The organism is Betaproteobacteria bacterium, assembly GCA_009377585.1.
Classification (GTDB): Bacteria; Pseudomonadota; Gammaproteobacteria; order Burkholderiales; family WYBJ01; genus WYBJ01.
On the sequence record WHTS01000005.1, the window covers coordinates 7,179 to 21,255 of the forward strand.

Sequence of the window (14,077 nt, forward strand, 5' to 3'; positions counted from 1 at the left end):
TCGTCCCTGCGGCCATTCTCGTCCGCGCGAGCGCTATCATCCAGTGCGCGCAATTGCAGCATCCGCTCGCGAATGCGCGCCTCCAGCCCGCGCTCGGTTGGCTGGTAGAACCGCCGGTCCCCCAGCGCCTCGGGCAGATAGCGCTCGCCGGCCGCGTAGCCTTCGCCTTCGTCGTGCGCATAGCGGTAGTCGCGGCCGTAGCCCAGCTGCTTCATCAGCCGCGTCGGCGCATTGCGCAGATGCAACGGCACCGGCTGCGATCCAGTCGCCTTGACCGCTTCCTGCGCGGCACCATAAGCGACATACGCGGCGTTGCTCTTCGGCGCGAAGGCGAGATACAGCGCCGCTTCGGCCAGCGCCAGCTCGCCTTCCGGCGAGCCGAGCCGCTCGTAGGTCTCGCACGCGTCGAGCGCGAGGCGTAGCGCCCGCGGATCGGCCAGGCCAACGTCCTCGATCGCCATGCGCACCAGGCGCCGGCCGAGATAGAGCGGATCGGCACCGCCGTCGAGCATGCGCGTGAGCCAATAGAGCGCCGCGTCCGCGCTCGAGCCGCGCACCGACTTGTGCAGCGCCGAGATCTGGTCGTAGAACTGTTCGCCGCCCTTGTCGAACAAACGCCGCGCCTGCGCCAGGGTCGAGCGCAGGAATTCCTCGTCGACCTCCGCCCATTGCCTGGCTTCGGCCGCCACGGCGATCTGTTCGAGCATGTTCAGCAGCCGCCGAGCATCGCCGTCGGCGTAGTCGACCAGCAGCGCGCGGGCCGCAGCGCAGAGCCGCAGCCGCGGCAATGCGCGCTCGGTCGCCCGATCGAGCAGCGTCGTCAATTCCTCGGCCGTCAGCGGCTTCAACACGTAGACCGCCGCGCGCGAGAGCAACGCGCTGTTGACTTCGAACGACGGGTTCTCGGTGGTCGCGCCGATGAAGGTGATGAGCCCGCGCTCGACGTGCGGCAGAAACGCATCCTGCTGCGACTTGTTGAAGCGGTGCACCTCGTCGACGAAGAGGATGGTGCGCCGGCCGTACGCCTTCAGGTTCTGCTGCGCCCGATCCACCGCCTCGCGGATCTCCTTCACCCCGGAGAGCACCGCCGATACGGCGATGAAGTCGGCATCGAATGCTTTCGCCATGAGTCGCGCCAGCGTGGTTTTGCCCACCCCCGGCGGTCCCCACAGAATCATCGAGTGCGGCTTGCCGGCTTCGAACGCGACCCGCAACGGCTTGCCGGGCCCGAGCAGATGCGCCTGTCCGATGACTTCATCGATCGATGCGGGCCGCAGCGCTTCGGCGAGCGGCGCGACCGGTTCGGCGGGCGCGAACAGATCAGCCACTGATGACGTCCGCCCCCTTGGGCGGCGTGAACTGGAACAGCTCCGGCGAAAGCTTCGGATTGCGCTCGATGCGATCGAAGCGCACCACCGTGCGCTGGCCGAAGCCGTCGAGCAACTCCATGGCCTCGAGCCCTGCCTTGCCGAAACCCATCCGAACCTTCTGGAAGGTCGACTCGCTGTTGCGCGGCTCGGCCTCGATCCAGTCGAGCCCGTTTTCCGTTCCGCCCGAAGTGATACGGAAGTCCTTCTCGATGTCGTTGCTGCCGGCGAGCAGCGCCGCAGGGCTGCCGCCGATCGCCTGCCCGATGGCCTTCACCGTCACCTGATTCAGATCCTTGTCATAGACCCAGAGCTTGGTGCCGTCGCCGACGATGAGCTGTTCGTACGGTGTCTCGTATGCCCAGCGGATTCGCCCAGGGCGGGCGAAGTGCATGGTGCCGCTCGTCTCCTGGAGCTTGCGCATGTTGCGGTCGTACACGACCTGGGTGAAATGCGCGCTGGCCGACTGGGTCTCGCGCAGATAATTTTTCAGCGTGTCGAGGCCGGCTGCGCCGGCGGCGGCGGAAACGAACAACAACAGAGCAACCTGCAAGAGCTTGCGCATGAAACCAGGGTCCTTTCGTATCGAGCTTTCGTATTTCATGACGCCGCTCGACCCTCACCCCCAACCCCTCTCCCGGGGGGAGAGGGGAGCGTCGTGCCCGTATTGAACTGTCGTCCAATACGGATGATCAACAATCGAGCGCTGCGGCGACGCCCGCCGGAAACGACGCTACCGCCGCGCCTGTCGATTCCGGTTGGACCGCGCATGCGCGCGAGGTTCCTGGCCCGCGTCGCCTGCCGTCCCGCCTTATCGTTCCTCTTGCGCCGAAGGCGGCACAAGCACGTCGCGGTTGCCGTTGGTCTGCATCGCCGAGACCATGCCTGCGCGTTCCATCTGCTCGATGAGGCGCGCGGCCCGGTTGTAGCCGATGCGCAGATGGCGCTGCACGAGCGAGATGGACGCGCGCCGTGTCCTGAGGACGATCTCGACCGCCTGGTCATAGAGCGGATCGCTCTCGGCGTCGCCGCTCCCCCCCCCTCCGACCGCCACGGCATCGTCGCCTTCGAGATCGGGGGCATCGAGCACGCCTTCGACATAGTTCGGCTCGGCGTGCGTCTTCAACTGCTCGACTACCTTGTGCACTTCGTGATCGGCGACGAATGCCCCGTGCACGCGAACCGTGTACCCGGTGCCGGGCGGCAGGTACAGCATGTCGCCCTGGCCGAGCAGCGATTCGGCACCCATCTGGTCGAGGATCGTTCGCGAATCGACCTTGGCCGAGACCTGAAATGCAGCCCGTGCCGGGATATTGGCCTTGATGAGACCCGTGATGACGTCGACCGACGGTCGCTGGGTGGCAAGGACGAGGTGAATGCCGGCTGCGCGCGCTTTCTGTGCAAGCCGCGCGATCAGCTCCTCGACCTTCTTGCCAACCACCATCATGAGATCGGCGAGCTCGTCGATCACCACCACGATGAGCGGCATTTCCTGCAGCGTGGCTGGCCCGTTCGGACTGTCGACCGAAATGCTGAACGGGTCCGGGAGCGGCTGCTTCGCCTTCTCGGCCTCACGCACCTTCTGGTTGAAGCCCGAGAGGTTGCGCACGCCCAGCGTCGACATGACCTTGTAGCGCCGCTCCATCTCGCCCACGCACCAGGTGAGCGCGTAGGCCGCCTGCTTCATGTCGGTCACGACCGGCGCGAGCAGGTGCGGGATGCCCTCGTAGACCGAAAGCTCGAGCATCTTCGGATCGATCAGGATCAGGCGTACTTGCGAAGGGGTGGCCTTGTAGACCAGCGACAGGATCATGGCGTTGATCGCCACCGACTTGCCCGAACCCGTGGTCCCCGCGACCAGCATGTGCGGCATGCGCGCGAGATCTGTGACCACCGGTTTGCCGGCGATGTCCTTGCCGAGCGCCAGGGTGATCGGCGAATGCATGTCCGCGTACACTTTCGAGCTCAGGATCTCGGACAGGCGCACGATCTGGCGCCTGGGATTGGGAATCTCCAGGCCCATGCAGCTCTTGCCCGGGATCGTTTCGACGACGCGGATGCTGACCACCGAAAGCGCGCGTGCCAGATCCTTGACCAGGTTGATCACCTGGCTGCCCTTCACGCCCACCGCCGGCTCGATCTCGTAGCGCGTGATGACCGGCCCCGGATAGGCGGCGATCACCTTCACCTCCACGCCGAAGTCGAGCAGCTTCTTCTCGATCAGGCGCGAGGTGTATTCGAGCGCCTCGGCCGACATCGCCTCCACGTCCGCATCGGGCTCGTCCAGCAGATGCAGCGGCGGCAAGGGGGAATCGGGGATTTCCTCGAACAGCGAGCGCTGTTTCTCGCGCGTCACCCGCTCGGATTTCGCAATCCCCGAAACCGGCGGCTCGATCCGAACGGGCTCGTGCACGTCGAGGCGCTTTCGCACCTGCTCCACGCTCGCTTCGCGCTCGACCGCGGCAACTTCACCGACTTTGCGGTCGCGCCACGCCGTCACCCTGGCGGCGACGGTGAACCAGGCATTTTCCAGCCACCCACCGAGCTTCTCGATGGCGGCGATCAGCGAGACCTGCGTGAAGAGACTCGAACCGATGCCGACGAGCACCAACAGCACCAGGGTCGCGCCGGTGAATCCGAATGCGACGTGCATGCCCTCGCCGACAAGCGCGCCTACGACACCCCCCGGCGCGAGCGGCAGGGCCACCTTCAGTGCGTACAGGCGCAAGGCTTCGATGCCGCAGCTCGCAGCCAACAGCACGAGGAAACCCAGGGCGGAAACCGCGAGCGAGCGCCGGTCCCCCGGCTCGAAGCGCTCGATCTGGCGGTAGCCCCAGAACACCAGGAACAGGCAGAAGACGATCCACCAGTAGGCGGAAAGGCCGAAGAGGTACAGAGCCACGTCGGCGATCCAGGCGCCGACTCGCCCGCCGGCATTGCGCACCTGCTCGGGCTCGACGCTGTGCGACCAGCCCGGATCGGCCGGTGAATACGTGACCAGGACGAGAACCAGGTAGAGGGCAATGGCCACGAATGCGAGCCACCATGACTCGCGCAGCAGCGCAGCCAGCTTGGGCGGCAACGGATTATGCGCGGCGTTCTGCAAGGCAAACCCGCCGCGACGGCTGCGCGATGCTCGTGGATAGCACCATGCCTGGATTATACGAGCCGGATGCCGTTGGCAGCGCGTTGCACGCGCTGAAATCGGCCGCCAAATCGGCCGCTCATGCCGCGGCGAGCACGAAACCCCACCGCTTGCGGGTGCCGCAACCGGTGCGCCAACTCAACGCACGACGCACTCCTGACCGCCAGGACGTTGCGGCCCGCCTTGACCGGGAAGGGCGAAGGGCAGGACATTGAAGTTCAAGCCGGGATCCTGAGGCAGGATCTGCGGCGTCGAGGCTGCGTCGCGCACGAACGCGAGCTGATTCTCCTCGACCACCAGATCCCCTGCCTGGTTGCTCAGAATATAGCTGCCGGTGTAGGTGGCGTGATAGAGCCCGGGCGGCAGCTTCTCTGCCTCCTCCGTCACGCCCTCGCAGCCCTCGGTGCACTCCAGGGTATCGCCCGAGGAGCCGCGAATGCCGATCGTGGCGGTGCTGGTGCCGATGCGGTAGGCATCCTGATTGCCGCGCTTGCCGATCAAACCGGTAATGGTGCGCAATCCCCCCTTGAGCAAGCGAAAGAAGGAGCTGTCTTCCTGCGGGCGATCTTCCGTGAAGCGGTAGTCGTCAATGCGCATTTGCGTGTTCGGGCGCAACGTCATGGTGCTGCCGTCAGTGAAGTTGATCTGCGCATAGCTGTCACGCTGCGTGGCGAGCAGATCGCCGGGGTTGACTGAGGAGCGCCGCGACAGGATACGCGCCGATCCGTCCGCGCGCGTCACGGCGAGCGTACCGCTCAGATGCGTGACCGTACCGGCGGCAGCCCACGCCACCTCGCACAGCGCCATGCCGAGCGCGATCGTCAGACCGCAAATCGCTGCTAACCGCAACATCATTGATTTTCCTCCCACCAGGCCGCCAGGCCTGTCCAACTTTTGGCCGTCAGGCCCGCCCCAACCCTTGCCGGCTGAAATCAGTATCGACCGTACAGGCCGCGGGGTTCAGCCGGAACAACGGCCATGCCGCCGCTCATACCTTGAAGTTCCAGGCCTTGCGCGCCTGTTCCCGGATCTTCTTGCTCGAAACTTCCATGTCCGAAAGCAGCACGATGCGGCGCTTGTCGACCCGGATGTGGCCCGATGTCTGCAAATCCTTCATCACCCGGCTCACCATTTCGCGCGATGCACCGATCATGCGCGCGATCTCCTGTTTGGGCGGCGCCTTGGCGACGACGCGCTTGCCGTCGACATTTTCCGAAAGATCGAGCAGCACCCGGGCGACCCGCCCGTAGACATCCATGAGGGCCAGGCTCTCGATCTGGCGATCGGCCTCGCGCAGCCGCTTGACCAGCGAGCGGATGATGCGCATGGCGAGCTCGAAGTTGTCGTGCAGCGAGCGCAGGAATTCCGACTTTCCCAGTCGCAACAGCTCACACGGCTCCAGCGTCTCAACACTCGCGGAGCGCGGCTGATCGTCCAACAGACCCATCTCGCCGAAGAAGTCGCGCTGGCTCAGCACCGCCAGGATGACCTCATGGCCTTCGTCGTCCGGAATCAGGACCTTGGCGCGCCCCGACAACATCACATAGAGGCCGTCGGTTTCTTCGCCGGCGCGCAGGATCAAGGTACTGCGGGGGTAGCGACGCAACGTGGCGCAGCCGGCCAGTGCCGCCAACTGTTCGTTCGGCATGGCCGAGAAGAGCGGCACCGACTTGAGCACATCCGTAGTCACCATACGTGCTTCTTCCTTAGAAGATCCGTTCTTTTTCAGCGCGATGCTACACGAGTCCCGTACCCTTGTCTGCGCTTGGCGGCGCATCCAGGCGGCATTGGCCGCAGCGTATGCCCGATGGATTTCAGCGGCCGCATACGTCCGGGCGGCCCGAATCATGCAACCAGGCCGATTGGCGCGGACCGGTGGGCCGATGGAAGGCCGAGCACGCAGGACGAGTGGCCCACCGCCGGCTCCCGATGCGCCGACGGCGAAGTGCAAAGCTCGCAAGCGCGATCGTCGCGGCGCTCCGGCTAGAAGGCGACCGCCACGCCGAAATGCCACCGGTCGTCCCCGCGTTCGGCAACGACCCCGCCATCGAGCAGCCGGCCGTAATCCAGCCGCGCGCTCACGCCCTGCCGCAATGCGAGGCGCATGCCGAACCCAAAGCTCGAAGCGGAGAAACCGCACGCAGTCGGGGCACAGGGGGCGGAAGCCTCGGGGTGATTCAACTTCACCTTGCCGAAATCGAAGAAGGTGAGGAAGCGCAGCCTGCCGCCATCCATGCCGAAACCCGAAGCCACATCCGGGGAATAGAGCTCGATGCTGGCACGATAGCCGCGGTCACTCGCGCCTTCGCGCTCGAGCATGCCGCGCAGATTGTCCCAGCCGCCGATGCCGAACTGCTCGCCCGGCACCAATGCGTCGCGCGTCCACTGCCCGGTCATGTTCGCACGCAGCTGCATGTCGTGCGGCAACGCACGCGCATAGTTGATGCCGTAGCGAAACACGGTGTACCAGGGCTCGCCGACGCCGGGACGCACGCCGATGCCGGGTGGACCGTTGAAGTGCTCCGCGGACGCGTCCGACCCGTGCGGATGGATGTTCTTCAACAGCGTGCCGAAGAAGCCGAGCTCGGCATTCTGCATACGCTTGGTCGCGCTGTAGGTCACGCTCAGGGGATGGACGGTCACGTCGGGCGTGAGGTTCGTGTCCGGATTGGTGGCCTCGGCAACCTGATTCGAGAACGCCTTGTAGTCCAGGCCGACCGATATCCGGTGGTCGTATTCGCCCCAGCCGGCCGGCCGCGGCAGCGTATAGTTGTAGCGTGCGCCGAAAATGGTTCCACTGCCGGCGATATTGAAGGCAACCCCCTGGATCACCTGCCCGCTCGCCGACCCGATCGACGAGTACCCGGCCAGGAGGTCGATGGACGCGTTCTGGCCATAGAGCGGGATGCGGTAGCCGACACCGAGGACCTTGAGCTGGTCGGCCTCCTCGATCGGCTCGGGGTCGAGCTGGTACTGGATGGTGACGGTATTGTCGAGATTGAACAGGTTCGAATGCTGATAGGCGACGCCCAGCCGGTACATGCCCGTGGTGGGCGAGCCGGTATTGTCGAAACTGACCGCTGCGCGCCAGAACTTCTCGTCCTGCACCCGTACGGTCGCATCCATCTCGCCTTCGTTGGCGCCAGGCCGTAGCAGTACCGTGGTGCGCTTGGCGGCGTTTTCGTTGGCAAGTCGGGCGTTACGGCCGATTTCGAGGGCATTGGGGGTGGTTCCTTCCTGCAGCGCGGGCAGGCTGCGGCGAATGTTCCACCAGTCGAAGTACTCGTTGCCCTCGACCGTAACCTTGCCCAGCTTGGGCTCGATCACCCGCAGCACGATCACGCCCTGCTCCAGCTCCTGTTCCGGCAACACGACCTGGGCCGCGCCGAATCCGCGTTGCTGGTAGCGCCGCTGCAGCGCTTCGAGCGCGCGCTGCACATCGGCGAAATCCTTGCTCTTGCCGGTGTAGGGGCCGACCGCTTCGGCGACCTCCTCGGCGGAAAGCAGGCTGTTGCCCTGCACGTCGAAATGCTGGATGTCGAATCGAGGCGGCGGCGGCACGGCAACCTGCTCCGGCAGGGGCAGCGCTGGCTTCTTTGCCGGCCCGGCTTGCGCAAGCTGGATCGGCCGGGTCTCGGGCTCGGTTGAAGAAAACAGCGAAGTCACAGCCGACCACACGGACGCCGCGGCGGACGATGTGGACGAAGCCTTGTGCTGCTCCCTGGAGGTGGGTTCGCTTGCCGCTGCGCAGACCGCAGTCAAACACGCAGCCAACAAAACCCAACGCGTGCAACTCATCAAAAGACCCTAGCCGGGATGCTGATGTCCTGGTTTTCGATTGTATGACAACGAGTTGGTTTGGCACATTGAAGCCCTGAGTCAACTCGACAAAGGCCGCTGCGGGCTGTTAAATTGTTGTTTTTTTGCAAATCCTCGAGATCCTCGAACCATGGCCAAAAGCACCCGACACTGCCGCCTCCTCATCCTGGGCTCCGGCCCTGCCGGCTATACGGCGGCGGTCTACGCGGCGCGCGCGAACCTCAAGCCTGTCCTGATCACCGGCATGGCCCAGGGCGGACAGCTCATGATCACGACCGACGTCGACAACTGGCCCGCGGACGCCGACGGGGTGCAGGGTCCCGAGCTGATGGAACGATTTCAGCGCCATGCCGAGCGCTTCGGCACCGAGATCATCTTCGATCACATCGCGGCCGTCGATTTCGAGCAGCGGCCCCTGCGGCTCGAAGGCGATAGCGCCATCTATACCTGCGATGCGCTCATCATCGCAACCGGCGCGTCGGCCAAGTATCTCGGCCTGCCGTCCGAGCAGAGCTTCATGGGCAAAGGCGTGTCGGCCTGCGCGACTTGCGACGGTTTCTTCTACAAGGGCCAGGACGTGGCCGTCATCGGCGGAGGCAATACGGCGGTGGAGGAGGCGCTGTACCTCACCAACATCGCGCGTCGCGTGCACGTCGTACACCGCCGCGACCGGTTTCGCGCCGAGCCGATCCTGGTCGACCGGCTGAAGGACAAGGCGGCGCACGGCAACGTGACCCTGCATTGGGACCATGTGCTCGACGAGGTCCTGGGCGACCCGTCCGGCGTGACCGGCGTGCGGCTGAAGAGCACCCAGTCCGATGCGTCGAAGCAACTCGAGCTCAAAGGCGTGTTCATCGCCATCGGCCACCAGCCGAATACCGAGATCTTCCTCGGCCACCTCGACATGGTGAACGGCTACATCGTGACTCACGGCGGAACCGAAGGCGACGCAACCGCGACCAGCGTTGCCGGTGTTTTCGCGGCCGGCGACGTACAGGATCACGTCTACCGCCAGGCAGTTACCAGCGCCGGCAGCGGCTGCATGGCGGCGCTCGATGCGCAACGCTACCTGGAAGCCTTCGATACCTAACCGCTGCGGCGGCGCAGCTTTCGCCTCGACATGATCCGGCGGACGTCAGCCATGAAAAAACCCGGTGCCGCGCTGGATGCGGAATTCGACGCCTCGTTTGCGGAAGCGATGCGCGATGTCGTGCCGCTCGGGCGTCCCGCACGCGTCGAGCATCGGCCGGAGCGCCCTGCTCCGATTCCGTTGCAGCGGCTGCGCGACGAGCGCTCCGTGCTGGCCGAATCGCTCACGACCCAGGCACACCCGGATACGGGCCTCGCCACGGGCGAAGAGCTCGTATACGTCCGCAACGGAGTTCCGGCTCAGGTGCTGCGCCGGCTGCGGCGCGGCCACTGGGTGGTGCAGGACGATCTCGACCTGCACGGCATGACCTCAGTCGAGGCGCGAGCGGCGACGGCAGAGTTTCTTTCCGAATGCGTGCAACGCGGCATCCGCTGCGTGCGTATCGTGCACGGCAAGGGGTTGCGATCGCCCAACCGGGAACCCGTGCTCAAGCGCAAGCTCGGCCGCTGGCTGGTCATCCGGGACGAGGTGCTGGCCTTCTGCGAGGCGCGTCCGGTCGACGGCGGCTCGGGCGCGGTGGTGGTGCTGCTGCGCGGCTAGATTGCCGCCTCGTCGGTCTCGCCGGTGCGGATGCGGATCACCTGCTCGACGCTGCTGACGAAGATCTTGCCGTCGCCGATCTTGCCGGTGCGGGCGGACTTGATGATGGCGTCGATGGCCTGCTCCAGCAGCTTGTCCGGCACGACCACCTCGACCTTCACCTTGGGCAGGAAATCGACCACGTATTCGGCGCCGCGGTAAAGCTCCGTGTGCCCCTTCTGCCGCCCGAAGCCCTTGACCTCGGTGACGGTGAGCCCGGACACGCCGATCTCCGACAACGCCTCGCGCACCTCGTCCAGCTTGAAGGGTTTGAAGATCGCTTCGATTTTTTTCATGCCGCTCTCCGGAGCGAACGCGAACTGCGGTTAGTATAGCCGCTAACCTGCGGTGGCGGAACGCGCTGGCCTGGCCGGGCGCGAGATCGTGCCGCCGCGCTCGAACGCCGATTGCATGAGCAGGCACCAGCCCCACGACGTGATCCGGGTGGTCGAATCGGCCGGCGACATCGAGCCCAGCGCATGGGACCGGCTGGCCGGGGGCAATCCCCTGCTGCGGCACACCTTCGTGCACGGACTCGAGCGTACCGGCTGCGCAGCTCCCGAAAGCGGCTGGGTTCCTTGCCACTTGTCGCTGTGGCATGACGATGTCCTGACGGGCGTCATGCCCCTTTACCTCAAGGACCATTCGTACGGCGAGTACGTGTTCGACTGGGCCTGGGCCGACGCTTATCACCGCCACGGACTCGCCTACTACCCGAAGCTGCTGTGCGCGCTGCCGTTCACGCCGGTGACGGGTCCGCGCATCATGGCGGCAAGCCCGCACCAGCGCGGGTTGCTGCTCGCGGGCGCGCTGGCCTTCGCTGAAAACAGCCGTGCCTCCTCGCTGCACGTCCTGTTTCCGCCCGGCGAGGTCGCCACCGAATGCGAACGCGCCGGCATGATGCTGCGCAAGGGCGTGCAATTCCACTGGCACAACGCCGGCTACCGCACCTTCGAAGACTTCCTCGGCAGCCTCACGCGCGAGAAGCGCAAGAAGATCCGGCAGGAACGGCGCCGGGTGCACGAGCAGGGCATCACGTTTCGCTGGATTCGCGGGGCCGAGGCAACCGAAGCCGACTGGGTCTTCTTCGAACGCTGCTACCGGCGCACCTATCGCGAGCATCGCTCGACGCCGTATCTCAATCTCGCCTTCTTTCTGCACCTGGCGCAGCACATGCCCGAGCACCTGCTGCTCATCGAGGCCTCGCGCGACGGCAAACCGGTTGCGGCAACCTTCAACATCGTGATCGGAAACGAGGTGCTGTACGGCCGCAACTGGGGCGCGGTGGCGCACGTCCCGCTGCTGCATTTCGAGTGTTGCTACTACCAGACCATCGAATACTGCATCGCGCACGGCATCGGCCGCTTCGAGGGCGGCGCGCAGGGCGAGCACAAGATGGCGCGCGGCCTGATGCCGGTCGAGACCGTCTCGGCGCACTGGGTGGCGCATGCCGAATTCAGGCATGCGATCGGCCAGTATCTCGCGCGCGAAACCCGCGGCATCGGCGAGTACGTGGACGAACTGAACGAACACAGCCCGTTCTCTACCGATGCAGCCACATCGGCCGAGCCGAGCTAGTTGAACGCGATCCGCTCGCCCCAGGGTACCTCGGCATTGCCCTTTACCAGCCACAGAACGGGATATGGCGGGGGCTGTCCGGGAAACTCGCCGCAAGCGTCGGTGAAGTAGACCAGCGCATCGGGGTTCGCCGCGCTGGTTTGCAGCCACTCGAACACGGGCCGGAAGTCGGTGCCGCCTGCGCCCGACAGGCGATCGGGCAGGACGATCGGCTGCCACGGCTCGAACGTCCACGGCCCGTCGGCCGCGAGCGCCCGATCGCAGGCATGCACCGTTACCCGAGCGCGCACCTGCCCTTTCAAGGCATCGATTTCGGCGGCGAATGCGGACAACTCCGTATCGCCGATCGAGCCGCTGGTGTCGAGCACGGCGTGCACCTCCATCGATTCCGAGCGAAGGCGCGGCAAAAAGATGTCCGACTCGCGCCGCGGCGGCCGCTGGAAGGTGTAGTCCTCCTGCGCGCGGGCGGCGAGGAAGCGGGCGAGCAGTGCGCGCCACGGCAGCGGCGGTTCCAAGGCAACCGACAGCAGGCGCTGCCAGGAAGCGCTCAAGCGGCCGGCATGCCGCGCTTGCTGCGCGGCGAGCGCGAAGCGCATCTGCCAGCGGCGCGCCAGATCGTCCTCGGGCAGCAGGGGCGCCTGCGTCTCGCCACCGCCGCCGCGATTACGGCGCGACTGTGGCGCTGCGTCGCTGTCGAGCGCTGTACTCGTGCCTTCGGCGGCAACCCCATCGGACGCATCGCCTGATGCCGCGTCCTCGGCGCCTTGGCCGACGAGGGCGATGCCGCGCGCAGCGGTCGCATCGAACAGATGCGTATCGAACGCACGCTCCGACCCATGCGCAGCAAGCAACGGATAGATCTCTTCGGCGCTCAGCCCGCGAAAGCGCGCATCGACCAGCGCGCCCAGAACAGGCGGCAAGCCTTCCTCGACCAGCAACAGGTTGACCGCGTAGTCGCAGGCGGCATCCCAGGGCTCGCGCAGCCGATGTCCGCGGCGCGCAAAATGCCCCAGCGCGCAGTGCAGCGCCTGGTGGGCGAGCACGAATTGCGTCTGGCGTGCATCCAGGCGCTGGATGTAGTCCGGGCTGTAGTAGATGCGGCGGGCATCGGTCGCCACCGTCTCGCACCAGCCGGCCGCCTCGAACGGAAGATGCAGCAGCAGCACGCCGATGAAGGGCTTGTCGAGAATGAGCCGAGCGCGCGCGGCGGCGAGCTGCGCTTGCGCCGGGTCGCGGCCCACGTCGGTCATAGCTGTGCGCTTGTGCCGGCGCTACCGCCTCCGTCAGGCTCGTGCAGCAGCAGGTCGCTCACGCTGTGCGCCCACTCGGCGAACTCGGGCAGCGCGTACAAGGGCTTCCCGATCGAGCGGTGCAGATCGGTGACCAGCATCACGCCCAGCTCGCGTTGCGGAAGCTCGCGCGCGTAGCGCAGGATGTTGCCGACCACGGCATCGGCGTCGCCGCTCGCGCAAGCTGCCTGGGCGCGGCGAACGAGCGCCGCAGCCACGCCGTACTGCAGGTCCAGCCCCAGCGGCACGTCCGAGCAGCGGCCGGTCGCGATCGCCTCGATGTCCGGCATGGCGAACATGTGCTCGATGAACGCCGTGAGCTCGATGCCGGCCGCGGCGCCGACGCAGGCCTGCAACGCATCGAGCATGAGCTGCGGGCAGTCGCGGAACTTCCTCAGCGCGCGATCGGCGTACTCCCAGGAACGCGGGCTCGGAAAAGCCGCCGAGGCGCGTGCCGAATCGAACTGGAACAGCAGGTCGGGGCGGAAGCGCAAGAAAGCGATGATGCGCGGGTCGATTCCGGCATCGTGTGCCCACTGCACCCAGTCGTCGAGCTGAGGCTCGATCTCGTAGTGCGTGAAGCGGTTGGCGAGCGGCGCCGGCATGACATAGCTCACGCCGCGATCGCCATGCCGGTTGCCGGCAGCGAACAGCGCCCAGCCGGGCGGCACGGCATATTCGCCCAGACGGCGGTCGAGGATGAGCTGATAGGCCGCAGCGGTGACTGTCGGCGGGGCGGAGGTGATCTCGTCCAGGAACAGGATGCCACGCGGCCCATGCCGCTCGCGATCGGGCAGCAGCGCGGGCACCGACCAGAGCACCCGATCGGCCTGCCGATACGGAATGCCGCGCAAATCGGTCGGCTCCATCTGCGACAGCCGGATGTCGACCAGCGGCACGCCATGGTGTTCTGCGACGGCGGCGGCGATTCGCGACTTGCCCACTCCTGGTGGGCCCCAAAGCATGACGGGTGTGTGAATGCCGTCGGCCGCGGCGGCGAACTCGCGCTCGAGGACCGCTCGCACGTGCGAAGGTCGCATGCGATCGATCATAGCACGCGACTTTTTCCCCTCCTCGTCGAGGCGGGGCTGGACGCGACAGTGTCGCGGACGGGGTGGTCCAAGAAGCGTACCCACGACCGAACTTTGCC

The 14,077-nt window shown here is 66.1% G+C and carries 12 protein-coding genes; 3 read left to right on the forward strand and 9 right to left on the reverse strand.

Going from position 1 to position 14,077, the window contains the following annotated elements:
• The 6 genes from GEV05_02835 to GEV05_02860 form a co-directional block, all read right to left on the reverse strand.
• Positions 1–1,328: AAA family ATPase (locus tag GEV05_02835; GenBank protein MPZ42333.1), on the reverse strand; the 1,328-nt coding region annotated here is incomplete at its 3' end.
• Positions 1,321–1,932: an outer membrane lipoprotein chaperone LolA gene (gene lolA, locus GEV05_02840; protein MPZ42334.1), complete on the reverse strand. Its 612-nt coding sequence runs from the start codon at positions 1,930–1,932 to the stop codon at positions 1,321–1,323. The genes GEV05_02835 and lolA, both read right to left, overlap by 8 nt.
• A 246-nt stretch (positions 1,933–2,178) precedes the next feature.
• Complete coding sequence (locus GEV05_02845) at positions 2,179–4,428, reverse strand: DNA translocase FtsK (GenBank protein MPZ42335.1); 2,250 nt, start codon at positions 4,426–4,428, stop codon at positions 2,179–2,181.
• 222 nt (positions 4,429–4,650) lie between these two features.
• The gene (locus tag GEV05_02850; protein MPZ42336.1) at positions 4,651–5,367 is read right to left on the reverse strand and encodes a hypothetical protein; all 717 of its coding nucleotides are present in this window, start codon (positions 5,365–5,367) and stop codon (positions 4,651–4,653) included.
• A gap of 133 nt (positions 5,368–5,500) precedes the next feature.
• The gene (locus tag GEV05_02855; GenBank protein ID MPZ42337.1) at positions 5,501–6,205 is read right to left on the reverse strand and encodes a cyclic nucleotide-binding domain-containing protein; all 705 of its coding nucleotides are present in this window, start codon (positions 6,203–6,205) and stop codon (positions 5,501–5,503) included.
• Between the two features lie 290 nt (positions 6,206–6,495).
• Positions 6,496–8,310, reverse strand: a complete 1,815-nt coding sequence (locus tag GEV05_02860; protein MPZ42338.1) for a ShlB/FhaC/HecB family hemolysin secretion/activation protein — start codon at positions 8,308–8,310, stop codon at positions 6,496–6,498.
• Positions 8,311–8,461: 151 nt separating this feature from the next.
• Between GEV05_02860 and trxB the strand changes: the two genes are divergently transcribed.
• Together trxB and GEV05_02870 are read left to right on the forward strand one after the other, a co-directional pair.
• A complete protein-coding gene (trxB, locus tag GEV05_02865; protein MPZ42339.1) occupies positions 8,462–9,421 on the forward strand; it encodes a thioredoxin-disulfide reductase in 960 nt (319 codons plus the stop codon).
• A gap of 51 nt (positions 9,422–9,472) precedes the next feature.
• Positions 9,473–10,021: a DNA mismatch repair protein MutS gene (locus GEV05_02870; GenBank protein MPZ42340.1), complete on the forward strand. Its 549-nt coding sequence runs from the start codon at positions 9,473–9,475 to the stop codon at positions 10,019–10,021.
• Here GEV05_02870 and GEV05_02875 read toward each other — a convergent pair.
• Positions 10,018–10,356: a P-II family nitrogen regulator gene (locus GEV05_02875; GenBank protein ID MPZ42341.1), complete on the reverse strand. Its 339-nt coding sequence runs from the start codon at positions 10,354–10,356 to the stop codon at positions 10,018–10,020. The genes GEV05_02870 and GEV05_02875 overlap by 4 nt on opposite strands.
• A 70-nt stretch (positions 10,357–10,426) precedes the next feature.
• Here GEV05_02875 and GEV05_02880 point away from each other — a divergent pair, with 70 nt between their 5' ends.
• Positions 10,427–11,638, forward strand: coding sequence for a GNAT family N-acetyltransferase (locus GEV05_02880; GenBank protein ID MPZ42342.1), 1,212 nt, complete (start codon positions 10,427–10,429; stop codon positions 11,636–11,638).
• Here the strand turns inward: GEV05_02880 and GEV05_02885 are convergent.
• The gene (locus GEV05_02885) at positions 11,635–12,888 is read right to left on the reverse strand and encodes a hypothetical protein (protein MPZ42343.1); all 1,254 of its coding nucleotides are present in this window, start codon (positions 12,886–12,888) and stop codon (positions 11,635–11,637) included. The two genes, GEV05_02880 and GEV05_02885, sit on opposite strands and share 4 nt — an antisense overlap.
• Positions 12,885–13,967, reverse strand: a complete 1,083-nt coding sequence (locus GEV05_02890) for an AAA domain-containing protein (GenBank protein ID MPZ42344.1) — start codon at positions 13,965–13,967, stop codon at positions 12,885–12,887. The genes GEV05_02885 and GEV05_02890 overlap by 4 nt, the downstream gene beginning before the upstream one ends.
• Positions 13,968–14,077: the final 110 nt, after the last annotated feature.